General features: G+C 72.1%; 30 protein-coding genes and 1 tRNA gene. 15 read left to right on the forward strand and 16 right to left on the reverse strand.

What is annotated here, in order from left to right; genetic code table 11:
- Positions 1-2: 2 nt before the first annotated feature.
- Positions 3-257, reverse strand: a complete 255-nt coding sequence (locus FIV44_RS04215) for a hypothetical protein (protein WP_141003380.1) — start codon at positions 255-257, stop codon at positions 3-5.
- On the reverse strand, positions 254-724 hold the full coding sequence (locus FIV44_RS04220; protein ID WP_141003381.1) for a DUF5994 family protein: 471 nt from the start codon (positions 722-724) through the stop codon (positions 254-256). The genes FIV44_RS04215 and FIV44_RS04220 overlap by 4 nt, the downstream gene beginning before the upstream one ends.
- A gap of 192 nt (positions 725-916) precedes the next feature.
- Between FIV44_RS04220 and FIV44_RS04225 the strand changes: the two genes are divergently transcribed.
- From FIV44_RS04225 to FIV44_RS04240, 4 genes are all read left to right on the forward strand, one after another.
- Complete coding sequence (locus FIV44_RS04225) at positions 917-1,528, forward strand: helix-turn-helix domain-containing protein (RefSeq protein ID WP_141003382.1); 612 nt, start codon at positions 917-919, stop codon at positions 1,526-1,528.
- Positions 1,525-2,049 carry a thermonuclease family protein gene (locus FIV44_RS04230; RefSeq protein ID WP_109691894.1) on the forward strand — a complete coding sequence of 175 codons (525 nt, stop codon included), beginning with the start codon at positions 1,525-1,527 and terminating at the stop codon, positions 2,047-2,049. Before FIV44_RS04225 ends, FIV44_RS04230 begins: the two co-directional genes overlap by 4 nt.
- A 15-nt stretch (positions 2,050-2,064) precedes the next feature.
- Positions 2,065-2,514, forward strand: coding sequence for a hypothetical protein (locus tag FIV44_RS04235; RefSeq protein WP_109691895.1), 450 nt, complete (start codon positions 2,065-2,067; stop codon positions 2,512-2,514).
- 125 nt (positions 2,515-2,639) lie between these two features.
- The gene (locus tag FIV44_RS04240; RefSeq protein ID WP_141003383.1) at positions 2,640-2,870 is read left to right on the forward strand and encodes a hypothetical protein; all 231 of its coding nucleotides are present in this window, start codon (positions 2,640-2,642) and stop codon (positions 2,868-2,870) included.
- A 211-nt stretch (positions 2,871-3,081) separates the two neighbouring features.
- On the opposite strand, the gene FIV44_RS04245 is transcribed toward FIV44_RS04240, so the two are convergent.
- The gene (locus FIV44_RS04245) at positions 3,082-3,948 is read right to left on the reverse strand and encodes a hypothetical protein (protein ID WP_109691897.1); all 867 of its coding nucleotides are present in this window, start codon (positions 3,946-3,948) and stop codon (positions 3,082-3,084) included.
- Positions 3,949-4,165: 217 nt separating this feature from the next.
- Between FIV44_RS04245 and FIV44_RS04250 the strand changes: the two genes are divergently transcribed.
- The 4 genes from FIV44_RS04250 (at position 4,166) to FIV44_RS04265 (ending at position 7,798) form a co-directional block, all read left to right on the forward strand.
- Positions 4,166-4,534 carry a hypothetical protein gene (locus FIV44_RS04250; RefSeq protein ID WP_141003384.1) on the forward strand — a complete coding sequence of 123 codons (369 nt, stop codon included), beginning with the start codon at positions 4,166-4,168 and terminating at the stop codon, positions 4,532-4,534.
- Complete coding sequence (locus tag FIV44_RS04255; RefSeq protein WP_109691899.1) at positions 4,524-6,095, forward strand: hypothetical protein; 1,572 nt, start codon at positions 4,524-4,526, stop codon at positions 6,093-6,095. The genes FIV44_RS04250 and FIV44_RS04255 overlap by 11 nt, the downstream gene beginning before the upstream one ends.
- Positions 6,096-6,160: 65 nt before the next feature.
- Positions 6,161-6,592, forward strand: coding sequence for a helix-turn-helix transcriptional regulator (locus FIV44_RS04260; protein ID WP_211318611.1), 432 nt, complete (start codon positions 6,161-6,163; stop codon positions 6,590-6,592).
- 93 nt (positions 6,593-6,685) lie between these two features.
- Entirely contained in the window at positions 6,686-7,798 is a 1,113-nt protein-coding gene (locus FIV44_RS04265; protein WP_158282898.1) for a tyrosine-type recombinase/integrase, read from the forward strand.
- 166 nt (positions 7,799-7,964) lie between these two features.
- On the opposite strand, the gene FIV44_RS04270 is transcribed toward FIV44_RS04265, so the two are convergent.
- Positions 7,965-8,038, reverse strand: a tRNA-Met gene (locus FIV44_RS04270).
- A gap of 177 nt (positions 8,039-8,215) precedes the next feature.
- On the opposite strand from FIV44_RS04270, the gene FIV44_RS04275 reads away from it, so the two are divergent.
- The 3 genes from FIV44_RS04275 to FIV44_RS04285 are packed head-to-tail and all read left to right on the forward strand — an operon-like array spanning position 8,216 to position 11,153.
- Complete coding sequence (locus FIV44_RS04275; protein ID WP_141003385.1) at positions 8,216-8,815, forward strand: DUF4956 domain-containing protein; 600 nt, start codon at positions 8,216-8,218, stop codon at positions 8,813-8,815.
- Positions 8,812-9,582, forward strand: coding sequence for a polyphosphate polymerase domain-containing protein (locus FIV44_RS04280; protein WP_141003386.1), 771 nt, complete (start codon positions 8,812-8,814; stop codon positions 9,580-9,582). The genes FIV44_RS04275 and FIV44_RS04280 overlap by 4 nt, the downstream gene beginning before the upstream one ends.
- Before the next feature lie 32 nt (positions 9,583-9,614).
- Positions 9,615-11,153: a carbohydrate-binding domain-containing protein gene (locus FIV44_RS04285; RefSeq protein ID WP_141003387.1), complete on the forward strand. Its 1,539-nt coding sequence runs from the start codon at positions 9,615-9,617 to the stop codon at positions 11,151-11,153.
- Positions 11,154-11,162: 9 nt separating this feature from the next.
- Here the strand turns inward: FIV44_RS04285 and FIV44_RS04290 are convergent, their stop codons facing one another.
- The 6 genes from FIV44_RS04290 to FIV44_RS04315 are packed head-to-tail and all read right to left on the reverse strand — an operon-like array spanning position 11,163 to position 17,207.
- Positions 11,163-11,783, reverse strand: coding sequence for a trimeric intracellular cation channel family protein (locus FIV44_RS04290; RefSeq protein WP_141003388.1), 621 nt, complete (start codon positions 11,781-11,783; stop codon positions 11,163-11,165).
- 40 nt (positions 11,784-11,823) lie between these two features.
- Positions 11,824-14,760: a UPF0182 family membrane protein gene (locus FIV44_RS04295; protein ID WP_141003389.1), complete on the reverse strand. Its 2,937-nt coding sequence runs from the start codon at positions 14,758-14,760 to the stop codon at positions 11,824-11,826.
- Positions 14,753-15,304 (reverse strand): PPA1309 family protein, encoded by a 552-nt coding sequence (locus tag FIV44_RS04300; RefSeq protein ID WP_141003390.1) that lies wholly within the window; start codon positions 15,302-15,304, stop codon positions 14,753-14,755. The genes FIV44_RS04295 and FIV44_RS04300 overlap by 8 nt, the downstream gene beginning before the upstream one ends.
- Positions 15,305-15,318: 14 nt before the next feature.
- Positions 15,319-16,356, reverse strand: coding sequence for a YlbL family protein (locus FIV44_RS04305; protein WP_141003391.1), 1,038 nt, complete (start codon positions 16,354-16,356; stop codon positions 15,319-15,321).
- Positions 16,357-16,412: 56 nt separating this feature from the next.
- Positions 16,413-16,724 (reverse strand): hypothetical protein, encoded by a 312-nt coding sequence (locus tag FIV44_RS04310; RefSeq protein ID WP_181410977.1) that lies wholly within the window; start codon positions 16,722-16,724, stop codon positions 16,413-16,415.
- A gap of 54 nt (positions 16,725-16,778) precedes the next feature.
- Positions 16,779-17,207 carry a molybdenum cofactor biosynthesis protein MoaE gene (locus FIV44_RS04315; RefSeq protein WP_141003392.1) on the reverse strand — a complete coding sequence of 143 codons (429 nt, stop codon included), beginning with the start codon at positions 17,205-17,207 and terminating at the stop codon, positions 16,779-16,781.
- 106 nt (positions 17,208-17,313) lie between these two features.
- Between FIV44_RS04315 and FIV44_RS04320 the strand changes: the two genes are divergently transcribed.
- On the forward strand, positions 17,314-18,645 hold the full coding sequence (locus tag FIV44_RS04320; RefSeq protein ID WP_141003393.1) for a zinc-dependent metalloprotease: 1,332 nt from the start codon (positions 17,314-17,316) through the stop codon (positions 18,643-18,645).
- Positions 18,642-19,184 (forward strand): NUDIX hydrolase, encoded by a 543-nt coding sequence (locus FIV44_RS04325; RefSeq protein WP_141003394.1) that lies wholly within the window; start codon positions 18,642-18,644, stop codon positions 19,182-19,184. Before FIV44_RS04320 ends, FIV44_RS04325 begins: the two co-directional genes overlap by 4 nt.
- 64 nt (positions 19,185-19,248) lie before the next feature.
- Here the strand turns inward: FIV44_RS04325 and FIV44_RS04330 are convergent, their stop codons facing one another.
- The 4 genes from FIV44_RS04330 to FIV44_RS04340 form a co-directional block, all read right to left on the reverse strand.
- Entirely contained in the window at positions 19,249-19,806 is a 558-nt protein-coding gene (locus FIV44_RS04330) for a M48 metallopeptidase family protein (protein WP_141003395.1), read from the reverse strand.
- 47 nt (positions 19,807-19,853) lie between these two features.
- Positions 19,854-20,711, reverse strand: coding sequence for a PHP domain-containing protein (locus FIV44_RS04335; RefSeq protein WP_246086801.1), 858 nt, complete (start codon positions 20,709-20,711; stop codon positions 19,854-19,856).
- On the reverse strand, positions 20,687-20,899 hold the full coding sequence (locus FIV44_RS31755; protein WP_246086802.1) for a hypothetical protein: 213 nt from the start codon (positions 20,897-20,899) through the stop codon (positions 20,687-20,689). Before FIV44_RS31755 ends, FIV44_RS04335 begins: the two co-directional genes overlap by 25 nt.
- A gap of 332 nt (positions 20,900-21,231) precedes the next feature.
- Complete coding sequence (locus FIV44_RS04340; protein ID WP_141003396.1) at positions 21,232-22,053, reverse strand: enoyl-CoA hydratase/isomerase family protein; 822 nt, start codon at positions 22,051-22,053, stop codon at positions 21,232-21,234.
- Positions 22,054-22,192: 139 nt separating this feature from the next.
- On the opposite strand from FIV44_RS04340, the gene FIV44_RS30220 reads away from it, so the two are divergent.
- Positions 22,193-22,351: a DUF5679 domain-containing protein gene (locus tag FIV44_RS30220; RefSeq protein ID WP_162851524.1), complete on the forward strand. Its 159-nt coding sequence runs from the start codon at positions 22,193-22,195 to the stop codon at positions 22,349-22,351.
- Between the two features lie 204 nt (positions 22,352-22,555).
- Positions 22,556-23,428: a hypothetical protein gene (locus tag FIV44_RS04345; RefSeq protein ID WP_141003397.1), complete on the forward strand. Its 873-nt coding sequence runs from the start codon at positions 22,556-22,558 to the stop codon at positions 23,426-23,428.
- An 18-nt stretch (positions 23,429-23,446) separates the two neighbouring features.
- Here the strand turns inward: FIV44_RS04345 and FIV44_RS30225 are convergent, their stop codons facing one another.
- The gene (locus FIV44_RS30225) at positions 23,447-23,611 is read right to left on the reverse strand and encodes a hypothetical protein (RefSeq protein WP_181410978.1); all 165 of its coding nucleotides are present in this window, start codon (positions 23,609-23,611) and stop codon (positions 23,447-23,449) included.
- A 173-nt stretch (positions 23,612-23,784) separates the two neighbouring features.
- Positions 23,785-23,952, reverse strand: coding sequence for a hypothetical protein (locus FIV44_RS30230; protein ID WP_181410979.1), 168 nt, complete (start codon positions 23,950-23,952; stop codon positions 23,785-23,787).
- Positions 23,953-23,994: the final 42 nt, after the last annotated feature.

A 23,994-nucleotide genomic window follows, 5' to 3' on the forward strand; every position in this document is an offset into this window, starting at 1 on the left:
CGTCAGGCGTATTGCCCTGAGGACCCGTCGTCGATCGATCGGGGCGCTCCGTCGAGCACGACGGCGGCGGCGACCAGCGCCCACGCCACCCACAGTGTGACTTCGGAATCAGAACCGGGATCGACCACGGTCAGCTGCCCTGTGGCGGGGGTACCGATCTGGGCTATCTGGGTTCGGATGTGATCCTCCGTCCCCGGGGCGATTGCCCAGCGTTGGGTCCAGCCGCTCCCATAGAGCATCAGGTAGCCCACGGTCACGCACCCATTCGCGTCGAAGGCTTACCCGCCTCTGGGCCCCACCATGAACCGCCGTCGTCGCTCCAGTGTCCGCCAGGATCGAGGTCCGGGTGGCCGGCCACCTCGTGGAGGACTTCGGTGGCCGTGTGGTCATTCCCGGCCTCGGCCGACGCCCGGAGCGCTTCGTCGCCTTGGTCAGGAGAGAACCCGGGCGGAACAACCAGGACGTAGAGCGTGCGCCTGTCCGACGTCTTAAGCAGGACGAGGTGGGTATCGTCGCGAGGGAATGCGCCGACCTTCACGTAGCGACCCGTGACCGGAATGGTGCGCGGCGTGGAGTCCCAGTCGGGCGGCGAAACCAACGCGCGGACAACCCGGCCGGACTGCGCCGGGAAGTGGTCGACCAGATCCGCCAGTTCCACGGCCAACTCACGGGTCTGGGGCCACCACCCCCCGTCCAGATGACCTTTGCCCGGGTGCTCGGCCATGCGAAGCCGTAGCGGAAGACGGCTCGGCGTAGGGACCCAAGAAACGAGAATAGGACCGTTTGACGTCGACATGACGTCCGCCTCTCGACCGGCACAGCGGTGTCCGGATGGAGGCCTCATCTCCGGTCAGTCAACCCAAGCCTACGCCGGGCCACCAAGGCGAGTGTCGCCAACCTTGGGAGCCTCGATCAGATGGCACAACGGGCGGGATTCACGGGGTTCGAATATGTCGCTCCGCCGGTAGCCGTACGCCGCGCCGCCGAACGCCCCCGTCTGGCCGACGCCGCGGCCCGGGTCACCGAGCACGTCAACGACCGCTACACCGCCCAACTCCCCCGCCCCGAGGCCACCGTCGTCAGCCTCCACCAGGACCAGCCCGCGTCGACCTTCGAGCCCGATGGCCCGGTCGAGCACGCCGTCGTCGCGGCCGCCGAGGCCTTCGGCACCACACCCGAGGTCCTCTTGGGCGCCGACCGGACCCGGACGGCCGCCGACGCCCGAGCGGTGGCCATGACCGCGGCCCGCATCCACGGGCACAGCCTGCCGACGATCGCGCGGCACTTCGAACGCGACCACACGACCGTGCTCCACGCCACCCGGCAGATCGAGAAGACCCCGCCGCTGCGCGACCTGGCCGCGAAGATCGCAGCCGAGCTCCCCGAGGAGCCGGCCGCTGCCAGCACCCGCTCGGCCGACGTCGACGAGCAGATCACCGCGGCCGGCCACCGCTCCCCCGGCGCCCGGGCCCAGGCGCGCGCGGTCCCCGTCTCCGGCGAGCGTCCGCAGCTGAGGGTCGCCCGGTGAAGGCCCTCCTCGGCCTGGCCGCCGCTGCCATCGCCGCGCTCACCGCCGGCGGCATCACCGCAGCCCGCCCCGGCACCCCCACGGGCGCCGACCCATCGGAGGGCACGGCCACCCAAGTGCGGGTGACGGCCGTCGTCGACGGAGACACCCTCCGCGTCGAGGACCTGGGCGGCCGCCCGCTCGGCCGAGTCCGACTGCTCGGCATCGACGCCCCCGAAGTCGCCCACCCGCCGACGCCCGCCGAGTGCTACGCCGACCAGTCAACCGACCTGCTCGAGGACCTCGCGCCGGTCGGCAGCACCGTCCAGCTCGTCACCGACAGCGGACAGCCCGGCCGCGACCGATACGACCGGTTGCTGCGCTACGTCGACCACGACGACGTCGACGTAGCGCACGAGCTCCTGGCCCGCGGCGCCGCACGCCGCTACGAGGCAGGCCAGGACCTCGCCCGGGAAGACTCCTACGTCGCGGCCGCCGACGATGCCCAGGAGGCCGCCAGTGGCCTGTGGGGCACCTGCTGAGGGAGAGGGCCGCCCATGGACGAGCAGCTGATGACGGCCGCCAAGACACTGGCCCGCTGGTGCTACGGCCGCGGCGTCGACGAGCGGATCCTCACCTGCGGTGACCAGTTGCTCAGGAAGGCCGTCGACCAGGCGATCGGCCGGCCTCCGCCGGCGCACCTCGAGCACGCGCTGTGGCAACAGACCGCCACGCTGCTGCGCCAGCGGCGCGACTGGGACCGCGACCACCAGGTCACTCCCCCGCCGGCCGCGGCATGCCTTCCCTGCGCCGTGGCGGTCGAGCAGTGCCCCACCCACGCCGGTCGACGCTGTCGCGCCTGCGGTGGCCAGCTGCACAGCATCGTCGTCGACGAGGGCTACGACACCCATCCGTGCTGCGACCGCCCGAGCTCCACCGGTTCCCCCACCGTCCTCGAGCACACGGCGCAGCTGCTGGGCGCCACGCTGCTGGCCCAGCCCGCCTGAACCCGGGGCAACACGCCTTCCAAGGAGTTCGGCCGGCGGTGATCGCCCGGGCCCTCGCCCCGCACATAGGTGACCAGGAGGACCGGCGCAGCCGGTGCCGGTCCACGGGATCCATGGGAGTTCACATGAGTGACGCCGCTCGCGAGGAAGCCGCGCTCGAGGAAGAGGCACGACAGCGCGCCGAGGAGATCAGGGCCAGCGAGGAGGCAGCCGCCCAGGCCGCGGCCGCCGACACCGGCCCCTCCCCCGACGCCGAGATCGCGCAGGTTCACCGGTCCGGCCGCCAGCACGACCACACCGACACCGCCGCCTACCAGCGGCCCCAGCTTGGCCGCCGCCGCGGCCCGCGCCGCTAGGAGGCTGCGATGGCTACCGCACTCGCACCGACCACCGGGCCTTCGACCGTCCGCTGGGTCGACTGCTAGCACAAGCTGGGTTCGCTGCCGTGCATGAACCACAAGCCGCACGAGGGCGACGGCCGCGGCTGCGTGCATCACTCCACGTCCGGCTTCGCCGACGACGAGTAGCCCACTGCTCGGCCGCCGCGAGACCCGCCCGCGAACAGCCTCAGCCGTGCACCAGGTGCAGCCGCGGCCGCCGAGGCTGCTCGGCGGGCGCCTCCAGCTGCCGCATCCGCTCGAGCGTCATCGGGTGCCCGAAGCGCCGCAGCAGGCCCGCCAGCACGGGACCGAGGCCGAGTGCGAGCACGAACCGGTCTGCCTCGGCCTCGATGCGGAGCTCGATGCGCCGGCTGGCCGCCGGCACCAGGTAGGTCAGCGCGATGACCGCGCCGCCGAGAAGCCCAGGCGCGGCCCGGCCCTCGGCGAGCGACTGCACCACGCAGATGACCCCCACGACGCCCCGCAGTGTCCAGGCCAGCCGCATGAACGGAAGCCAGGCGAACGCCCGGCCCACGCCGCGGAACGTCGCCACCATCACCCGCCACGGCGTCGTCGCTGCGAGCATAGCCAGTTCCAGCTTCGGCCGGAGCGCCTGATGTCGGCCGACAGCATGAGCCACCGCGGCGGCCGCCTCCGCGCCAGCCACGCCGCCGCGGTACGTCGCCTCGACAAGCCCGGGACTGACCACCACGGTGTGCCGGCCGATCGCCACCGCCACCGGGGTGCTCGGCCGCTGTACACGGCGTACGAACAGCGCGCCGACGTCGACGCCGCGGCCGCCCAGCTCGGCCAGCACCGGTGCCAGCACGCCGTACTCGGCCTCGGTCGCCGGCCGCGACCTGGTCAGCGCGGCGATCGCCGGCTCCTGCAGCTGCCCGAGCGCGAGCGCGACCAGCAGGCCGCCCGCAGCCATGAACACCACCAGGCCAAGTGCCGGCGGGAGCAGGGCGCACACGACCACGGTGAGGACGAAGCTCACCAGCAGTGCCGGCCCCAGCGTCACCACCCTCAGCGCGGTCATCGGGAACCACATCTCGACCCTCCTCCATCTTTCAGCACTAGTGCGGATCTCTTGACTTTGCTCGCGGTGATCGTCCGACACCCGCCGGACGACATAGGCGAACGAGACCAGTTTGTGCCCAGGTGCCGACAGCACCCCGAGTTATCCACAGCCCGCCGCTCGGCGCAGCGGGCCGCGGCCGGGACATGGGTTCATGGGCCAGACCGACCCCCACCCGAAAGGAACGCCCGTGGACACCCTCAACGCTGACGGCACCTGGGACCGCCTCGGCTCGATCGCCCAGCTGCTGCACCAGGCCGCTACCCAGGTGTGGACCGACGCCGACGCGGCCGCCGCCGACTCGCCGCTCCACGACCTCGGGCTGGGTGTCTACCTCGCCCACTCCCGGGCCAGCGCCCTGCTGCCGGACGACTACGAGCTTCCCGAGGACGTCGACCTGCTCGTCGACCTCGAGGAGCGCACCCCGCTGCAGCTGCTCACCGAGGCAGAGGAGTTGACCCGCCCCCTGCCGCTGCACCAGCCGGACCTGGTCCACGGCTCGCAGCTGGTCGTCGACCTGTGCGACCTCATCCGGGAAGCCCGCGGCCTTGGCTACTGACCTGCGCCCCGCGTACGCGGACATCGACGAGGAGCTGTTCGACGTCGACCAGATCCCGATGACCTCGCGCGACGTGCGCAGCGTCGGCGAGATGCTCTTCGACGTCGACTACCTGGCCCGCCAGCTGCTCATGGACGTCGGAGGCGACGACGCCGGCACCCTGCTACGCAGCTGGCCGACCATGGTCGCGGCCGCGGAGGACCTGTGGGCCTCCCTGCCCGGCCGGCGACCAGGCGTCGACGAGCGCGACCGCCCCATCACCAGCCTCTCCGCCCAGGCCGCGACCATCGAGTCCAGCCTGTCCGGCCGGAAGGCCTGGCCAGGTCAGGGCCCGACCAACCCGCGCGTCGACCAGATGGCCCAGACCCTCCTCAACGCCGCCGCCCTGGTCCGCCGGTACGGCGCCGAGATCCCCCACGAGCAGACCGAGGCTCACCGCGACCTCGAGGCGACCCGCACCAGGATCATGCATGGCCTCTACTTGACCGCCCACGCCGTCAACGTCGCCCTGCACGACAACGGCCGCGACCGCGTCACCGACGCCCGCGAGTCAGGCCGCCGCGTCCAACTGGCCCAGCACCATTCCCCCTACGCGGTGGCACCCATCGGGGTCTGGGTCGACCGGCTGGCCGCGTGCGAGAACACCGCCCGCAGCTACCTGACCGACCGGTTCCCGCACGCCCTCACCGGCGAGGCCATCCGGCCCGTCGACGACCCGGGTCGACTGGCCCAGGCGCTCGGCAACTGGGACATCCAGTCCCACCGTGCCCTGGCCCGCGACCTCGCGCCGGCCAACATCCTGCTCATCGCCCGCACCCAAGGACTCATCGCCGGCGCCAGCATGGTCCTTGTCGACGCGGCCGCCACCGCCGGCGTCCTCGAGCCCTCGGAGCGGCTGGTCCCCGCGATCGCCGACGCAGGGCGATCCTGGAGCAACCTGGCCAGCCGCTGGGGCGACCTCGCTCCCCCAGGCGCCCGCCTCGCGGAGCCCCTGGCCCGCGCAGCCGCGGAAGTCCGAGCCGCCTACCGCCAGATCACCCACGACACCACCACGCTGGCGACACCAGAGGTCATCGCCACCCGGCCCGGGCTCCCCCAGGCCACTGTGGCGACCCTCCGAGCGATCGAGGCCGGCTCCGAGCTCGCGCACGTCGTCGCCGAGAAGGCCAACATCCCCAACCTGACCGGCCCAGCGCGTGCCCTGTCCCGACGAGCGCACAACGACGTCGAGTCCGGGCTGGCCACCCCGCCCGCCGAGGGCGACGTCGTCTGGGTCTCCCCGGCCGACATCCTCGCCCGACGTGCCGTCAGAGTGCCGCAACCGGTACGGGAGACCCTGCGCTCGGCAAGTACCGCAACCGCGGCCGCCGCATCCACCGCGGCAGCCGCTGCGATGCTCGCGCACTCCAACTGCCCTAGCCATCGGCCCGACGGGCGATCAACGACCGCCCACGCGCAGTCTGACGCCGACGTCACCTCGGCCTTTTCGCCGCAGCACGGCGTGCCACCCAGAAAGCCGCCCAGCATTGATCGCTCGGCACCCGGTGGACCACTTAGGTGACCATCAGACACCAGCGTGGGCTTGGAACCACCCGAGACCCACCACAGCAGGTCGGAGGACACGAGATGGAAACCGTGAAGGAGACCCTCACCGTTGGCGGTCACCGGACACTCGCTGCCCAGGAGAGCGAACGCATCCCCGAGGACGCAGGCGCAGACCCCGACGAGCGACGCCTGACAGAACGCGGCCGGTTCGTACTCACCCCTGCCACAATGAACATTGCCCAGGCGGCTGCCTACATCGGGATCGCAAAGTCGACGCTCTATACGTGGCGCACGCGACGCCCGGGGTTCGGACCACGCGCGGTGAAGGCGGGCGGCGCACTGCGGTACCGCCGTTCCGATCTCGATGCATGGATCGAGGCCCACGCTGAGACGCTGGACCTCCAGGCCGAAACGGACATCGACGATGACGGTCGACGCTCGGGGGGCGACCAGCAAGCAAGGTCCCGCACACTAGGTTCCATGTCACGACGCTCCCGTCCGCGGCATCCCTAGCAGCTCAGAGGTCAAGAAGGAACGCACATGGCTCGCCCCCCGCTCCCCATCGGAACATTCGGGAGCATCACAACGAGAGAGGTACGCCCTGGCGTGTACCGCGCGCGAACCCGCTTCCGAGACTTCGACGGCGTCACGCGCGAGATCAAGGGGACCGGTCGAAGCGCCGCCGCCGCAGTACGAGAACTCAAGACCAAGATCGCCGACCGAAGCGCCCCGTCCGGCGACCTCATCGGCCCCGACATGCGAATCAGCCAGGTGGCTGACATCTGGCTCTCGCTGTATCGCGCCGAGCAGCGCTCCGAAGCAACTACCGCAAACGAATACCAACGCATCATCGAGAACGTCATCAATCCAGCCATCGGCAACATCCGCCTGCGGGAGGCAACAGCTGGGCGCCTGGAACGGCTAATCAGGTCGCAGGACTCCCACAGCCGCCGCAAGAAGACCAAGACGGTGCTCAAGATGATGTTCGACGCCGCGGTCATCGACGACGCACTCCCAGCCAACCCGGTCTCCTCCACATCACGGCTTCGAGGCCAGAAGAAGGACGTCCAAGCGCTCTCGGTGGAGGACCTCAACGCCGTCCGATCTGCCGTGGACTCCTGGATGACCAAGAAGCGGCCAGGCCCAAAGCCGAACCAGGACATGCCCGACATCATTGACCTGCTACTCGCCACGGGCTGCCGGATCGGAGAAGTACTCGCCATCCGATGGACGGACATCGACTTGAGTGCGACACCACCGACCGTGTCAATCAGCGGGACGATCAAGACGGAGACGGGAAAGGGCACCTACCGCAAGCCCAAGCCGAAGTCCGACGCTTCAAAGCGCACCATCGCCCTGCCGCCGTTCGCAGTCGATGTTCTGATGAGGCGACGTATCGAGCAACGACCGAACCACTACAACGCGGTCTTCGCCACCCGCAACGGCACATGGCACCAAGTCGGCAACATCGAGCGCCGGTGGCGCACGATCCGAGCAGACACAGGCTTCGACTGGGTGACACCACACACCTTCCGCAAGACCGTCGCGACCTTGATCGACCGCCTAGTTGACTCGGACACCGCAGCCCGCGTTCTCGGCCACTCCTCAGACGCGATCACCAAAGAGTTCTACATCGAGAAGGACAGGACGACACCCGACGTGACGCACATCCTTCAGTCCTTCGCCGGCAAAGCCACGTCGACCAACTCGGACGCCTGACGTCCTCAGGCGGCCGCCTCGAGCGCAGCCCTGACCCCTCACCCCGGGTCACAATGGGCCGCCAAGGCGAAGGTTTTCGGGACATAAACGCGACACAAGGCTATGTGACTCAAGAAACCAAGTGGCCCCCGATCTGCGTTTCCGCAGGTCAGGGGCCACTCTCTTGTAGCGGGGGCAGGATTTGAACCTGCGACCTCTGGGTTATGAGCCCAGCGAGCTACCGAGCTGCTCCACCCCGCGTCGGTGAACCCAACGTTACGGCATGGCCGCGAACGAGACCAAATCGGGGACGACCACGCTGGCGCGGGGCCGAGCTCGCGGCCTCACAGAAGGTCCACAGGATCGTCCGAGCGCACCGACATGTGGGTGGGGCTCACTGGAGGTCGTTCACCTCTACGACTCCAGGAGTTCAGCCCCATGTCGCCCTACGCCCTGTACGCCGTCGACCTGGTCGCGATCGCGGTCCTCGTCTTCGGCCTGTTCCTGCCCCGCCACCACCGGCCCGAGCTGGTGGTCGCGTTCCTGACGGTCAACGTGGGGGTGATGGCGGTGGCGGCGGCGCTCGCGACGTCGACGATCGGGGCGGGGCTGGGGTTGGGGCTGTTCGGGATCCTGTCGATCATCCGGCTGCGGTCGGAGGAGCTGAGCCAGAGCGAGATCGCGTACTACTTCGCCGCCCTCGCGCTCGGGCTCCTGGCCGGGATCGACCAGGCGCCGAGCGGCGTCGACGTCGCGCTGATGGCGGCGATCCTGGCGGCGGTGGCGATCGGCGACGGGCTGCTCACCGGCCGGCGCACCAGCCACCAGCAGCTGCTGCTCGACCGCGCCCTCACCGACCACACGGCGCTCGTCGCCCACGTCGAGGGCCTGCTCGGGGCCCGGGTCCTCTCGGCCGAGGTCGTCCGCACCGACCTGGTCAACGACACCACGCTGGTGGACGTCCGCGTCCACCCCGGCAGCGGTACGACGACCGCGCAGGCCGCGAGCGCCCTCGGCTGGCACGGAGCGGTCCGATGACCACGATGGCCGCCGAGCACCTGCGCCGGCTGGCGCCGATCGGGCTCGAGGAGCTCGTCGAGCGGGCCGAGCTGCTGACCCGGGTCGACCGGAAGTACGTGCTGCCCGTGCCCGAGGCGGAGCTGCTCGTGCAGCGCGCGCCGGGCGGCGCGCGGATCCTCGAGATCGACGGGCGGCGCGCGTTCGGGTACCGCTCGACGTACCTCGACACCCCCGACCACCGCAGCTTCCTCGTCGCGGGGCGCGCGCACCGCCGGCGCTGGAAGGTCCGCACCCGCAGCTACCTCGACACGGGCGGCGACTGGCTGGAGGTCAAGACGCGCACCGCCCGCGGCCAGAGCCTCAAGCAGCGCATCGAGCACCCCGATGCCCAGCTCGTCGGCGGCCTCGACAGCGAGGGCATCGCCTTCGTGGCGGGCATCGTCGGTGCGGACGTCGCCCGGCGGCTGCGGCCGGTGCTGGTCACCGGCTACCAGCGCAGCACCCTGTTCCTGCCGTCCTCCGCGAGCCGGGTGACGATCGACGTCGACCTCGGCTGGACCGCGCTCGGCCCCCAGCGCGAGCTGGACCGCCCGTCGCTGGCGATCGTCGAGACGAAGACCGGCTCCACGCCGTCCGAGGTCGATCGCCTGCTGTGGCGGGCCGGGCACCGCCCCACCCGGATCTCCAAGTACGGCGTCGGCATGGCCGCGCTGCACCCGGACCTCCCCCGCCTCAAGTGGCACCGCGTCCTCGACGCGCACCTCGACGTGCCGCGCGCCGCCTGACCCACCCCGACCAGAACCCCCAGGAGAAGCCCATGTCCCAGCACCGCCTCCGCACCCGCATCGCCGCAGCGGCGACCGCGGCCGTCGCCCTCATCTCCCCCCTGTCCGCCTGCGGCGCCACCGGCTCCGACACCGCGGCCTCGGCGGGCACCAGCCTCGTCGCGTCGAGCGTCGCCGGCCTCGACGACACCCACGCGGACGCCGACGACGGCGAGTACGACGCCGCCGCGGCCACCGGCATCACGCTGGCCGACGGCGCCACCACCGTCGACGGCACCGGGGCCGACGCGGTGAGCGTCGACGGGGATGTCGTCACGATCAGCGCGGCCGGCACCTACGTCCTGTCCGGCACCCTGACCGACGGCCAGGTCGTCGTCGACAGCACGGGCGACGGCAAGGTCAGGCTGGTGCTCGACGGCGTCGACATCACCTCGGCCACGTCCTCCCCCGTCGTGATCACCGAGGCCGACGAGGCCGTCGTGATCCTCGCCGACGGCTCCGCCAACACGCTGGCGGACGCCGCCGCGTCCGCCGCGGACGACGAGGAGGACGACGCCCCGAACGCGACGCTCTTCTCGATGGCCGACCTGACCATCGCCGGCAGCGGCTCCCTGACCGTCGCGGGCAACAGCAACGACGGCATCACCAGCAAGGACGGCCTGGTGATCCTGTCCGGGACGATCGACGTCACCGCGGTCGACGACGGCATCCGCGGCAAGGACTACCTGGTCATCGAGGACGGCGAGATCACGGTGACCGCGGGCGGTGACGGACTCAAGGCCGACAACGAGAGCACCGAGACGTCGAGCGGCAAGGCCAAGGCGCTCGGCTGGTTCCAGCTCGACGGCGGGACGGTCACCATCGCCGCGGGCAGCGACGGCGTCGACGTCGTCGGCGCGCTCAACATCGCCGACGGCTCGCTGACCGTCACCCGCTCCGAGGAGGGCCTCGAGGCCGCCCAGATCACCCTCGCCGGCGGCGAGACGACCCTCACCGCCTCCGACGACGGCATCAACGCCACCGCGGGCAACGGCGGCGAGGGGGTCCAGGAGGGCGTGCTGCTCACCATCAGCGGCGGCACCACCCACGTCACCGCCGGCGCCGACGGCATCGACTCCAACGGCATCGCGGTCATGACCGGCGGCACCGTGGTCATCGAGAGCGCCGCCCGGGGCGGCGGCGACGGGTCCATCGACGTCAACGGCGACTTCGCGATCAGCGGCGGCTCGCTCGTCGCCACCGGCGGCCTCTCCGATGTGCCGAGCACGGACTCCACGCAGGGCTGGATCGCCACCACGCTCACGACCGCCGCCTCGGCCGGCCAGCAGATCACCGTCGTCGACGGCGACGGCGAGGTCGTCGCGACGTACGTCGTCGAGCAGGCCGCCAGCGGCATCGTGGTCTCCGACGAGGACATCACCGCGGGCGAGGACTACGAGGTCCGGGTCGACGGCACGACCGCCGCGACCGTCACCGCGGGCGAGTACGCCGGTGGCGGCGGTCCCGGTGGCGGCGGTCCCGGTGGCGGCGGCCCCCGCGACGGCGGCTTCGACGGCGCACCGTCCCGGTAGGCCGGCCGGTCACGGATCGGCCGGCGGCTCCAGCCGGGACACGGGCGCCCGCCAGCCCCGGCGTACGGCGAGCAGCCGCCAGCCGATCGTGACCAGGGCCGCCGGGGCGAGGATCACGCCGTGCGCGACCCCGAGCTCGGCCCCGGTGGCGGCGATCGCGGCGCCGGCGAGGGCGGGGATGGCGTAGAGCTCCCCGAACCGGAAGATCACCGGGATCCGGCCGGCGAGGAGATCGCGGATGATCCCGCCGCCCACGCCGGTCACCATGCCGAGCGCGGCGGAGGGGGCCGGCCCCAGCCCGAACTCCTGCGCCTTCAGCGCCCCCGCCACGCAGAACAGCCCGAGCCCGAAGGCGTCGAAGACGTTGATCACCCGCTCGAGCCGGCCGACCGCGGGATGCAGCCAGAAGGTGACCAGTCCCCCGACGACCGGGACCAGCAGGTACCGCCAGTCGGCGACGGCCGGCGGCGGGACCGCGCCGATCACGACGTCGCGGATCACCCCGCCGCCGAGGCCCGTGGCCATCGCCAGGACGACGACGCCCACGATGTCGAGCTGGTTGCGTACGGCGACCAGGCCGCCCGAGATCGCGAAGACGAAGATCCCGACCAGGTCGAGGGTCAGCAGCATGCGGCGATGATGCCGCATGCCGCCGACCCGGCGGGACCCGCTACCGGTTGTCGCGCTGGTCGGCCAGCCGCACGGCCTTCTCCACCGCCGCCTGGGCGAGCTCGAGCTGGCGCGCCCACTCGGCAGTCTCGTTCTCGGCCTGAGCGGCACTCGCCGCCTTGAACGCCTCGTCGGCCTCGCGCAGCGCCGCCGCGATCTGCTCGTTGAGCGTCCCGCTGGGCTCCTGCGGAGGAGTCTCGTCGCCGGGCTCCGGCTCCCCCGTGTCGTCCGGGGGCGGGGTCTCCTGGCCGGTCGCGAGATCGACGCCGAGCGCGTCGCCGAGCGCCTCGGGGAGGTTCTGCGCGATGCCCACGCTCTCGCCGTACTTCACGATCACGAACTGCAGGATCGGGAAGGCCGACGCACCGGACGTCCGCACGGCGTACACCGGCTGGATGTAGATCAGCCCGCCGTCGACCGGCAGGGTCAGCAGGTTGCCGAAGCGGGGCGGCGTCGCGCCCTGGACGCGGTACGGCGTCAGCGCGTCGACGACCTCCTTCTCCTGCTGCATCTGGTTGGCGACCTGCCCGGGTCCGGGCGTGTTGGCGTCGGTCATCTCCAGCAGCCGCAGCTTGCCGAAGGAGGACGAGTTCGCGTTCGAGTTCACCTGGAGGTACGACGCCAGGGTGCCCTTGCCGCGCGGCACGAACACCGAGGTGAGGGACCAGTCGTTGGTGTTGTCGACGCCCGTCGAGAACAGCCGGTACGGCGGCTGGAACACCTGCCGCGACGCGTTCGGGTCCTCGGGGACCTCCCAGCGGTTGTTGGCGTTGTAGAACTCGCCGGCGTCGGTGACGTGGTACTTCGCGAGCTGGAAGCGCTGCACCTTGAACAGGTCCTCGGGGTAGCGCAGGTGGCTCATCAGCTCCGCGGGGATGTCGTCCTTGGCCGTGACCGTCCCCGGGAACGCCTTCATCCAGGTCTTGAGGATCGGGTCCTCGGTGTCCCACTGGTAGAGCGTGACCGTGCCGTCGTAGGCGTCGACCGTCGCCTTGACCGCCGAGCGCATGTAGTTGATCTCGTCGGTGGGGATGGTCTGCAGCCCGGTGTCCTGCTGCAGCGAGTCGTCGATCATCGCGTCGAAGGACTCGCGCTGGGAGTTCGGGTAGCGGTCGGTGGTGGTGTAGCCGTCGATGATCCAGACGATCTTGCCGTCCACGACCGCGGGGTACGGGTCCCCGTCGACGGTCAGCCACGGCGCGACCTTCTCGACCCGCTCGGTGGGCGTGCGGTTGTAGAGCACCTTCGAGTTGCTGTTGACCCGGCCCGAGAGCAGGAAGTTCGGCTCACCGAACTTGATGGCGTACATCAGCTGGTTGAAGGTGCTGCCGACCGCCACGCCGCCCTTGCCGTCGTACGTCGTGCGCTGGTCGCCCTCGTCGCTGTCGGTGTTGGCGAGCCCGAGCTCGACGCTCGACGCCTCCGCGTTCGCCTTGCCGACGACGGAGTACGACGGGCTCTGCTCGCCGTAGTAGATCCGCTGCTCGAACTCCTCGCTCTTGGTGAGGTCGCTCGCACCGCTGGTGCCCTCCCCGCTGATGCCCTCGGCCCAGACGATGCGGCCGTTGACCTCGCTGGCGGAGATCCGGTTGGCGTAGGCCGCGATCAGGCCCTCGCCGTGGGTGTAGACGGTGTGCAGGTTGGACCAGTTCTGGTCGGAGGAGTTGATGCCGGACTGGTCGAGCTCGCGGACGCCGAGGACCAGCGGCACCTCCTGGCCGTCGATCGTGTAGCGGTCGACGTCGAGGACCGAGGCCACCGAGTAGTACGCCCGGACCTGCTGGCGCTGCTGGAAGGTGTCGCGCACCTGCTGGGGGTCGACGACCGGGGTGGTCGAGAGCTGGCCGAGCACGGTCGCGCCCTCGCTCGCCGAGGTGTCGCCGACCGGGGTCCCCTCGTAGCGCTCGCTCTCGACGCCGCTGAGCCCGTAGGCCTCGCGCGTGGCGTCGATGTTGACCTTGATGTAGGGGTTCTCCTTGTCGGCCTCCGAGGGCTTCACCTGGAAGTTCTGGACGATGGCCGGCCAGATCATGCCGAGCAGCACCGCCGACAGGGCCAGCAGCGCGAGGCCGACCGACGGCAGCTGCCAGGTCTTGCGCCACACGTTGAGGAAGAACAGCACCGCGCAGATCAGCGCGACGCCGACCAGGATGTTGCGGGCCGGGAGCATGGCGTTCTCGGCCGTGTAATTCATGCCGGTGAAGATCCGGTGGTCGTCGGTGACCAGGTCGAAGCGGTCGAGGTAGTAGTCGACCGACTTCATCAGCACGAACGCGCCGAGCAGCACGGACAGCTGGACCTGGGCGGCCGGCGAGAGCCGGTCGTGGGAGACCTGGAGCCGGATGCCGCCGTACAGGTAGTGGACGACGGCGGTGGCGAGCAGCGACACGATGGCGACGGCCATCACGAAGTCGATGACGAAGTTCCACCACGGCAGCTGGAAGACGTAGAAGCCGATGTCCCTGTTGAAGTAGGCGTCCTTGGTGCCGAAGTCCTCGCCGTTGCGCCACATCAGGAAGGTGCGCCACTGCCCGATCGCGGACGTGCCGGCGAAGAGGCCGACGACGACGCCGACGCCGGCCAGCAGCCAGCCGCGGATCGGGGTGACGGCGTCGCGGTAGCGGTCGACCCCGTCGGGGCCGGCCATGAGGAACATCGGCCGGAACCGGAAGGCGAGGTACATGTTGAGCGCGACGATCCCGCCCATCAGCGCGCCGAAGGCCAGGAACAGGCCGATCCGGGTCCACAGCATGGTGCTGAACACCTCGCCGAAGCCGACCTCGGCGTACCAGAGGCGGTCGGTGTAGATGCCCGCGAAGGCGCTGAGCAGGAAGAAGGCGACGATCAGCACCACCCCGGTGATGACCAGGGCGCGGGTACGGCGGCCCGGTCGCTCGGGCGCGGGACGCTCGGGCTCCTCGTCGAACAGCTCACTCATCGTTCTCGTCCTCCAGCAGGGTGGCCCGCAGCAGCTCGATGAGCCCGGGTACCAGGTCGTTGCCGCCCATCACGGCACTGTCCTCGTCATGGCTGCGCATCCGCAGTGCGCAGTAGCTCGCGCCGTGCCGGGTCACCCCGGCGACGATGCGGACCTCCTCGGCGTCGGGGTGCTCGCGCGCGAACTCCGCGGCCGCCGCCGGGTCCTCCGGCACCTGGCCGTCGGCGGCGGGCGGGAGCACGAGGCGCTCGACCACGGCCGCGCAGCCGGTGACCACGTCGGGCCACTGGATGCCGGGGAGCACCTCCTCCAGCTGTTGGCCGGGCGGCAGGTCGTCCTGCTCGATCGGTGTCAGCGAGCCCCGCTCGGCCGGCGCGTCCAGGCCGAGCCGGGACGCGAGCGCCGGCTCCTGGGCGACCAGGCGGGAGGTGTCGACCAGGGCGTACAGGCGGGCGGGCTGGTCCCACCCCGAGCGGGCCTGGTGGCCCTCGATCTCGAGGACGGCGGCCGCGAGGGCCGGGTCGACGTCCAGCTCGTAGTCCATCGGTCCTTGCTTCCTCAGCAGCTCGGCAGCGCGGCGTCGTGGTCGCCGGCCCACTTCTCCAGCGCGAGACGCGCCTCGTGCATCGTCGTGGCCTTCACCAGGCGCAGGTCGGGGTCGAGGCCCTTGATGTCGGTGCAGTTGTCCTTCGGCACGAAGAACAGCTTCGCGCCGGCGGCCTGGGCCCCGGCGATCTTCTGCTCGATGCCGCCGATCGGGCCGACCTTCCCGTCGGCGCCGAGCTCGCCGGTGCCCGCGATGGTCGCGCCGCCGGTCAGCGAGCCCGGCGTGAGCGTGTCGTAGATGGCCAGCGAGAACATCAGGCCCGCGCTCGGCCCGCCGACGGTCGGGTCGACCCGCAGGTTGATGGTGAAGGGGAACTCGTAGCCCAGGCCGAGCGAGACGCCCACGCGCGGCGTGCCGTCGACGTCCTTCGGCTTGATCCGGACCGTCAGCTCCCGGTTGTCGCGCAGGATCCGGAACTCGACCAGCGAGCCGTCGTCGTGCTTGCGGACCGCCTCGACGACCTGGTCGGCGCTGGTGACCGGCTCGCCGTCGACCTCCTTGAACACGTCGCGCACGAGCAGCTTGTCCTTGGCCGGCCCCTCCTCGTCGACGAGCGCGACCTGGACGGCCTTCGGCACGTCGTAGCCCAGCTCGGTGAGCGCGACCGCCTTGGCGACGTCCTGCGACGTGGTCATCTGGACCGCGCCCTCGGCCTTCTCGTCGGCCTGCGAGGTCTCGGGCGGGTGCACGACGTCGTACGGCAGGATCGCCTTGTCGGGGTCGAGCCAGCGCGACAGCGCCTCGCCGAGGGAGAGCTTCTGGCCGTACGACGACGCGACCACCGTCGTGAACCGGATCTGTCCCTCGTCGTAGTAGGCCTCGTGCCCATCGACCTGCACGACCTCGGCCTGGTCGGCGTCCTTGCCGAGGATGTCGTACGTCGGCCCGGGGCTGTAGGACGCGTACGGCAGCGGCACCACGAGGGCGATGCCGCCGAGGATCAGCACCAACGGAGCCGCGATGCACGCGGCGATCAGGCGCTGGCTCATGGCGCCTACCTTGTCAGATGTGTCCAATCAGTCTGCATCCGCCGGTGGCTGCAGGCTCAGGACGCGCGGCGGTCGTCCGCCGTAGCCTCGCCCTGGGGATCCGGGGTCTCCTCGGCCGGCACCGGGGGAAGCACGGTCGGGCGGTCCCGCGGGGCCCGCAGCGCGACGCCGGTGCGCCGCTCAGGATCGCGGGCGGGAGCGGCGTACCCGGGCCGCGCGCGCTGCTCCCGGGTCAGCGCCTCGCCGAGCCGGCGGGCCGCGGTCTCACGGTCGACCTCGCCCCGGCCCTCGCGGCCCCACCACGCGACCCACGCCATCGAGGCGAGGGTCAGCACGGCGGCCGGCACCAGCCAGAGCAGGATCTCCACTCCACGAGCGTAGGTCGGTGCCGGGCGGCGGCCGGTCAGGACACGCCCGCCCGCTCAGGGCGAGCCGACCCACTCATCCGAGCCGTCGATGAACCGCTGGTGCTTCCAGATCGGCACCTCGGCCTTGAGCGTGTCGATGAGCGCCCGGCTCGCCTCGAACGACGAGCCGCGGTGGCCGGCGGTGGTGGCGACGACGACCGCGAGGTCGCCGATGTCGAGGTCGCCGACCCGGTGCACGGCGGCGACCGCCGTGACGTCGTACTCCCCCGCGATGCGCTCGCACACGTCCCGCAGCCGGTCGAGGGCCGAGGGGTGCGCGGAGTAGGAGAGGCCGGTGACGCCCTGCCCGTGGTCGTGGTCGCGGACCCGCCCGACGAAGAGCACGAGACCGCCGGACGCGGCGTCGTCGAGGCTCCCGAGCACCTCGCTCACCGAGAGCGGCTGGTCCGAGATCGCGACGAGGCGCACGGCGGGGTTCGTCATGGCCACACTCTAGGGACTCGCGCGGAGGCGGACGGGGAGGGAGACCGGGGTGCCCTCAGGGCTGTCCCCGACACCATCGGTTGGCGATCGGGCGTAGTTTTGGGTCATGACCGACAACCCGGGTGACGACCAGCCGAACCCGTTCAAGGGCACGCCGTTCGAGCAGATCTTCGGCGCCCTCGGTGGCGCGTTCCCTGGCGGGCCGGGCGGACCGGGCAGCGGCATGGCGTTCTTCCAGCAGCTGCAGTCGCTCATGCAGCCCCACGACGGGCCGCTCAACTGGACCGCCGCCCAGGACATGGCCCGGCAGGCGATCGCCCAGGAGCCGGACCCCTCCCCCACGCAGCGCGACCAGGACCGCGTCGCCGACGCCGTCCGGCTGGCCGACCACTGGCTCGACACGGCGACCGGCTTCCCCTCGGGCGTCGGTACGACGGCCGCGTGGAGCCGCGCGGAGTGGCTGGTCGAGACGCAGCCGGTCTGGCAGGTGCTCGTCGAGCCGGTGGCGGCCCGGTCGGTGACCGGCCTGTCCAGCGGCCTGCCCGAGGAGATGAAGGCGGCGGCCGGCCCGCTGGTCGGCATCATCGGCCAGGCGGTCGGCGGGATGATGGCGATGCAGATCGGCCAGGGCCTCGGCGCCCTGGCCGGCGAGGTGCTCACCGCCTCCGACATCGGGCTCCCGCTCGGCGCGCCCGGCAAGGCGGCGCTGGTGATGAGCAACGTCCGCGCGTTCGCCGAGGGCCTCGACGTCACCGAGGACGACGTCGTCCTCTACCTCGCGCTGCGCGAGGCCGCCCACCAGCGGCTGTTCGCCCACGTGCCGTGGCTGCGCGAGCACCTCATCGGCGCGGTGACCGACTACGCCCGCGGCCTGGAGATCAACGCCCAGCAGATCCAGGAGCGGGTGCAGGAGCAGTTGCGCGGCATCGACCCCAGCAACCTCGAGGCGATGCAGGGCCTGCTCGAGGGCGGCATGTTCGACCCACCGCAGACCGAGGCGCAGACCGCTGCGCTGTCCCGGCTGGAGATCGCGCTGGCGCTCGTCGAGGGCTGGGTCGACGAGGTCGTCGGCCAGGCCACCGCCGAGCGGATGCCCGCGGCGGCCAGGCTGCGCGAGGCCGTCCGCCGGCGCCGGGCGGCCGGTGGTCCCGCCGAGCAGACCTTCGCCGCGCTGGTCGGCCTCGAGCTGCGCCCGCGCCGGCTGCGCGACGCCTCCACGCTGTGGGGCGGCCTGCGCGCCCGCTCCGGCCAGGAGGCCCGCGACGGCGTGTGGATGCACCCCGACCTGCTCCCCACCGCCGCCGACCTCGACGACCCGCTGTCCTTCCGCGCCGAGGCGACCGCGCCCGAGGCGCTCAGCGAGGACGAGTTCGACGCCGAGCTGCGCAAGCTGCTCGAGGGCCCCGGCGACGCCGGCGCTCCCGACGCCGACGAGTGACGCTCCACGCCGACGCGCTGGCCGTGCTCCGTGGCTGGCGCGCGCCGGACGCCGCCGAGGAGGCCCTGCGCCGACGCTATGTCACCCACCTGGAGTCGACGCCGGACGGCATGTGGCGCTCGTCGTACCCCGACCACATCACGGCCGGCACCCTCGTCCTCGACGCCACCGGTGAGCGGGTGCTGCTCAACCTGCACCGCAAGGCCGGGCGCTGGTTCCACTTCGGCGGGCACTGCGAGGACGCCGACGCCACCCTCGCCGCCGTCGCGCTGCGCGAGGCGCACGAGGAGAGCGGACTGCGCGAGCTCGCCTTCCACCCGGAGCCGGTCCAGCTCGACCTGCACACGGTGCCCTTCTGCGGCGAGCGCGGCGACGTCAACCACCTCGACGTGCGCTACGTCGCCGCGACGCCGGCCGACGCGACGGCAGTGGTCAGCGACGAGTCGCTCGCCGTGCGCTGGTGGCCCCTCGACGGCCTGCCGGAGCTCGAGCCGGCCATGCACGCGCTGATCGCCCGGGCCCGCGCGGTCCTCTGCTGACCGCGCCCCATGCGAATTCGTCGTCCAAAGCCTCAGATCACGACAAGTTCGCATGGGGCGCGGCTCAGTCGACGTCCTCGCCCGGGACGACCTGCTCCGAGGGCGGCCGGTCGATCCGGGCGGCGTCGGACCAGCCGGCGAGGTAGCCCTTCGCCTTCTCGGCGGCCGGGTAGTGCGCCACCCAGCCCCAGAACCGCTCGTCGTGGTGCGGCTCGATCAGGTGGGCGAGCTCGTGCACGATCACGTAGTCGATCACCCACTCCGGCATCCGCTGCAGCCGCTCGGAGAGCCGGATGGTGCGGTCCTTGGGCGTGCACGACCCCCAGCGCGCCCGCTGGTTGCCGACCCAGCGCACCGACTCGGGGACCGCGAGCCCGCCGAGGTACTCGTCGCTCAGCTCCCTCGCGCGGCGCATCAGGTCCTCGTCGTCCCAGCGCCGCGGCGTCGCAGCCCGGCGCTCCTTGCGCTCGACCCGCGCGACCATCTTCGAGACCCAGGCACGCTCCTCGGTCACCGACAGGTTGTCGGGCATCAGGACGACGATGGTCTCGCCCTCGCGATAGGCCGTGACGGTACGTCGGCGGCGCTGCGACCGTCGTACCTCCACGCGCGGGGTGGGCATGCTTCGACCCTACGGCGCACCCCGCGGCATTGGTGGGACCTCGCGGGTCAGGGTGCGGCCCACTCCAGGAGCCGCTCGACGGGCCAGGTGTTGACGATCCGGTCCGCGTCGATGCCGGCGGCCTCGGCGCGCTCGCAGCCGAGCAGCGGGTAGTCGAGCTGGCCGGGGGCGTGGGCGTCGCTGTCGATCGAGAACAGGCAGCCGATGTCGCGGGCGAGCTCCAGCAGCCGGGTCGGCGGGTCGCGGCGCTCGGGGCGGGAGTTGATCTCGACCGCGACGCCCTCCTCGGCGCACGCCTCGAACACCGCCCGCGGGTCGAACCGGGACTCCTTGCGGGTGCCGCGGTTCCCGGTCACCAGCCGGCCGGTGCAGTGGCCCAGCACGTTGGTGAACGGGTTGCGCACCGCGGTCACCATCCGCCGGGTCAGCGGCTCGGGGTCCATCGCGAGCTTGGAGTGGACGCTCGCCACCCGGACCTGGAGCCGGGCCAGCATCTCCTCGGTCTGGTCGAGTGAGCCGTCGTCGAGGATGTCGACCTCGATCCCCTTGAGCAGCCGGAACCCGGCACCGTCGAGGTGCTCGTTGACAGCCTCCACCACACCCAGCTGCCGGGCCAGCCGCTCGGCGGAGAGCCCGCGGGCGACCTTGAGCCGCGGCGAGTGGTCGGTGAGCACGAGGTACTCGTGCCCCAGCTCCATCGCCGTCATCGCCATCTCCTCGATGGGCGAGCCGCCGTCGGACCAGTCCGAGTGGGAGTGCAGGTCGCCGCGCAGCCGGGCCCGCAGCGCGGTGCCGGCGCCGTCGGCGGTCAGCGGGCCGCCGTACTGCTCCTCGACCTCGACCAGCTTGTCCGGCGCCCGGCCCGCGACGGCCTGGGCGATCACCCGGGCGGTGCTGGCGCCCACGCCGGGCAGCTCGGTGAGGGTCCCCGCCGTGGCGCGGGCGGCGATGTCGTCGGGGGCAGCGGCAGGATGGCAGCGGCCGCGCCGCGGTACGCCTTGACCTTGTAGCTGTCCGCGCGCCCGCGCTCCAGGAGGAACGCGATCCGGCGCAGCGCCGCCACCGGCGTGCCGTCGTACCCCTGCTCGGTCACGTCCGCACCGTCCTCGAGAAATGTCTGTCCACAGGCCGTGGATGAAGCTGTGGGCACCATCCTCGCTGGTCATCCGACGGTACGACGCCTGCGAGTCCGGCTCCGGCCGCGATTCCTCCACAGGCCGGGCGCGGTTCTCCCCCGCCCCTCCACGGCTCCCGCCCACCATCCACAGGTTTCTCCACAGCTCTCTCCACAGGTTGCGGCGCGGTCGGATTGACCGCGCCCGCCCGGGTGCCTAGCGTCGTCCCCGACGAGGCCCCTGGGGCCGCAGCTCCTCGCTCGCAAGGGGAAGGCAAGCGAGGCGCCGCGGCACCGGGGGTCTCTTCCTGTCAGCGCCCGGTGAACACCGGCGCCCGCTTCTCCCGAGCGGCCCGGATCCCCTCCAGCAGGTCGGCCGTCGCCAGCGTCACCGGCTGCGCCAGGCCCTCCCACTCCAGCGCGGTCTCGAGGCTCGCGTGCCCGCGCTGCAGCGCCCGCTTGGTGAGCCGGGTCGCGATCGGCGCCGCCGCGGCGATCTCCGCCGCGGTCGCCAGCACCCCGGCCCGGAAGTCGTCGGCCTCCCAGACCCGCGACACCAGCCCGAGCCCCAGCGCCTCGTCGGCGTCGACCAGCCGCCCGGTCAGGAACAGCTCTCGCGCCGCGGCCGGCCCCACCACGTCGGGCAGCAGGTAGGTGCCGGCCATGCCCGGGTGGATCCCCAGCTTCGTGAACGGCACGCCCATCCGGGCCCCGCGGGCGGCGTACCGGATGTCGCAGGCCAGGGCCAGGCACAGCCCGGCGCCGATCGCCGGCCCGTTGATCGCCGCGATCGTGGGCACCTCCAGGCGCCGCACCGACAGCCAGGCGCGGTAGAACGGCAGCATCCGGTTGCGCAGGTCGTCGACGCTCGCATCGGGCTCGGAGGCCAGCCAGGAGAGGTTGCCGCCGGAGCAGAACGCCCTGCCCTCGCCGGTCACCACGACCGCCCGCACGGTGGGGTCCCCGGCGAGGTGGTCGACCGCGCGGACCCAGGACTCGGTCATCTCGTCGCTCATCGCGTTGCGCAGGTCCGGCAGGTCCAGGACCAGCAGCGCGACCCCCTCGGAGGGGCGTTCGAGGCGCAGGTGCGTCAGGGACGGCGGCGGGACTGCGTTCACAACGGAATCAGACATGCGGGGCACGCTACTGCGACTCCGCGCCGCCGTACCGTAGGGTCGGGGAGGTTCGGAGTGCTCCTCCGGACTCCGACGGGCTTCCCCCCATGTCCCCGTCGCGACGACCGAACGAACAAAGATGAGCAAGGAGGCCGTCATGGCGGAGACCTGGAGCGGCGAGTTCTACTGCGTGAAGTGCAAGGCCAAGCGCGAGGCCGAGGGCGAGGTCAAGGTCAACGACAAGGGGACCCGGATGGCCAAGGCCGTCTGCCCCGAGTGCGGCACGAACCTCAACCGCATCCTCGGCAAGGCGTAACCGACCGGGCCGAGCGCGTCTCCGGCGACGCGAAAGGCAGCAAGCTGCCGGAGGTCGCCTCCCGCCGCGCTGCCGGCCCGATCCTTCAGGAACGATCAGCCGACTGTCACGGGCGGCTCCACTGGGGTGGAGCCGCCCGCGGCGCGTTTCGGGGGCTGTGGACGACCGCTGCGGGCGGGTCCTCGACCGTGCGACGCTGCCGTCATGGCGTCCCGGCCCCACCTGCTGCGTCCGGGCACACCCGTGCTGGCGCGGTCCCCGGGCGTGCTGCAGGTCGGGCTGTCCGGGCCGACCCTCCGGCTCCCCGACCTGCCCGAGGTACGCCGCCTGCTCGCCGACCTCACCGGCCGGGGTGCACCGGGCGACGCCCGGGCCGCCGAGGCCGCCGGGGAACTGCCCGCGGCGGCCGCGGACGCGCTGACCCGCCTCCTCGGCGCCGGCCTGGCCCTCCCCGCTCCCCCGGACGCGCCCGACCCCGGCCTGGCACCGCTGCTGGCGCAGGCCGGCCCCGACGCCGTACGACGACGCGCCGCCCGCGCCGCCTCCCCGGTGGCCGTCGACGCGCCCGACGCGCTGCGCACTGTCCTCGACCCGCTGCTGAGCGTCGCGGGACTCCGCGTGGCGACGGCCGCGGACGACGTCCGGGTGCGCCTGGTCGTGGCCGACGGGCCGGCGCACCGCGACCGGCTCGACCCGCTCGTCCGCGCCTCCGTCCCCCACCTGCTCGTCACCGGCGACGCCACCGCCGTCCGGGTCGGCCCCTTCGTCCACCCCGGCCGGACGGCCTGCCTGCGCTGCGTGGACGCACACGAGTCGCTGCGCGACGCGCGGCTGCCGCTGCTGCTGGCGCAGGCCGTCGCCCAGTACGCCGAGCGGCCGCCGCCGCGCGACCCGGTGCTCGACCACCTCGCCCTCGCCTGGGCGGTGCGTGACCTGGCGCGCTTCCTCGAGGGCGACGAGCCGAGCACCTGGTCGACCACCGTCGACCTCGACCCCGCGGCCGCCCCGGTGCTCACCCGGTGGGGACGCCATCCCGACTGCGGCTGTGCCTGGGACGATCTCCTCGACCTGCCGTGACCGGCACGAGCCGGCCGGTCACCACCAGTCGCTGTCGAGCTTGGCCTCCATCGCGCGCAGGTGCGTCCGGGAGCACTCGTCGCAGTAGCGCCGGACCCGCCCGCGCTCGACCGACGTGGTCCACGTCAGCGGCGGCTGGTCGCCCTCGGCCCGACGGCCGCAGAAGTCGCAGGTGACGCTCACGGGTCCAGCCTAGTGTCGTGCGTTCGGATTGCTCGGACGGTTGGCGCACCCCGGAAAATGCCGGAAGGGCCGGCCCGACGATCGGTCGGTCCGGCCCTTCCTTCTCACCCGCGATCAGGTGCTCTCCGAGGAGGCCTCGGAGAATTCCGGTCTCGCTGGCCCGCGATGCGGGCTCAGAGTGCGCGAGCGAGGGCGAGACGAGCCTGCTGCGCTGCACGCTCGGCCTTGCGGCTCAAGCGGCGGGCGCGGGCCATCCTGCTGGCCACGCGCAGCTGCTGCGCCTCTCCCAGGCGCGTGGACATCTGCGCGCGCGCCAGGTCTTCGTTGATCAGATAGGACATGTCGAGCTCCAAGGGTTCGGTGGGTTCTTCGTGGAAGGGGGT

It is taken from the genome of Nocardioides humi (assembly GCF_006494775.1).
GTDB classification, from domain to species: domain Bacteria; phylum Actinomycetota; class Actinomycetes; order Propionibacteriales; family Nocardioidaceae; genus Nocardioides; species Nocardioides humi.

Coding starts and splice junctions, on each gene's coding strand:
- FIV44_RS04220 (WP_141003381.1), bottom strand. CDS start 724: ATGGCCGAGCACCCGGGCAAAGGTCATCTGGACGGGGGGTGGTGGCCC.
- FIV44_RS04225 (WP_141003382.1), top strand. CDS start 917: ATGGCACAACGGGCGGGATTCACGGGGTTCGAATATGTCGCTCCGCCG.
- FIV44_RS04235 (WP_109691895.1), top strand. CDS start 2,065: ATGGACGAGCAGCTGATGACGGCCGCCAAGACACTGGCCCGCTGGTGC.
- FIV44_RS04240 (WP_141003383.1), top strand. CDS start 2,640: ATGAGTGACGCCGCTCGCGAGGAAGCCGCGCTCGAGGAAGAGGCACGA.
- FIV44_RS04245 (WP_109691897.1), bottom strand. CDS start 3,948: ATGTGGTTCCCGATGACCGCGCTGAGGGTGGTGACGCTGGGGCCGGCA.
- FIV44_RS04260 (WP_211318611.1), top strand. CDS start 6,161: ATGGAAACCGTGAAGGAGACCCTCACCGTTGGCGGTCACCGGACACTC.
- FIV44_RS04275 (WP_141003385.1), top strand. CDS start 8,216: ATGTCGCCCTACGCCCTGTACGCCGTCGACCTGGTCGCGATCGCGGTC.
- FIV44_RS04280 (WP_141003386.1), top strand. CDS start 8,812: ATGACCACGATGGCCGCCGAGCACCTGCGCCGGCTGGCGCCGATCGGG.
- FIV44_RS04285 (WP_141003387.1), top strand. CDS start 9,615: ATGTCCCAGCACCGCCTCCGCACCCGCATCGCCGCAGCGGCGACCGCG.
- FIV44_RS04290 (WP_141003388.1), bottom strand. CDS start 11,783: ATGCTGCTGACCCTCGACCTGGTCGGGATCTTCGTCTTCGCGATCTCG.
- FIV44_RS04295 (WP_141003389.1), bottom strand. CDS start 14,760: ATGAGTGAGCTGTTCGACGAGGAGCCCGAGCGTCCCGCGCCCGAGCGA.
- FIV44_RS04300 (WP_141003390.1), bottom strand. CDS start 15,304: ATGGACTACGAGCTGGACGTCGACCCGGCCCTCGCGGCCGCCGTCCTC.
- FIV44_RS04305 (WP_141003391.1), bottom strand. CDS start 16,356: ATGAGCCAGCGCCTGATCGCCGCGTGCATCGCGGCTCCGTTGGTGCTG.
- FIV44_RS04315 (WP_141003392.1), bottom strand. CDS start 17,207: ATGACGAACCCCGCCGTGCGCCTCGTCGCGATCTCGGACCAGCCGCTC.
- FIV44_RS04320 (WP_141003393.1), top strand. CDS start 17,314: ATGACCGACAACCCGGGTGACGACCAGCCGAACCCGTTCAAGGGCACG.
- FIV44_RS04330 (WP_141003395.1), bottom strand. CDS start 19,806: ATGCCCACCCCGCGCGTGGAGGTACGACGGTCGCAGCGCCGCCGACGT.
- FIV44_RS04340 (WP_141003396.1), bottom strand. CDS start 22,053: ATGTCTGATTCCGTTGTGAACGCAGTCCCGCCGCCGTCCCTGACGCAC.
- FIV44_RS30220 (WP_162851524.1), top strand. CDS start 22,193: ATGGCGGAGACCTGGAGCGGCGAGTTCTACTGCGTGAAGTGCAAGGCC.
- FIV44_RS04345 (WP_141003397.1), top strand. CDS start 22,556: ATGGCGTCCCGGCCCCACCTGCTGCGTCCGGGCACACCCGTGCTGGCG.
- FIV44_RS30230 (WP_181410979.1), bottom strand. CDS start 23,952: ATGTCCTATCTGATCAACGAAGACCTGGCGCGCGCGCAGATGTCCACG.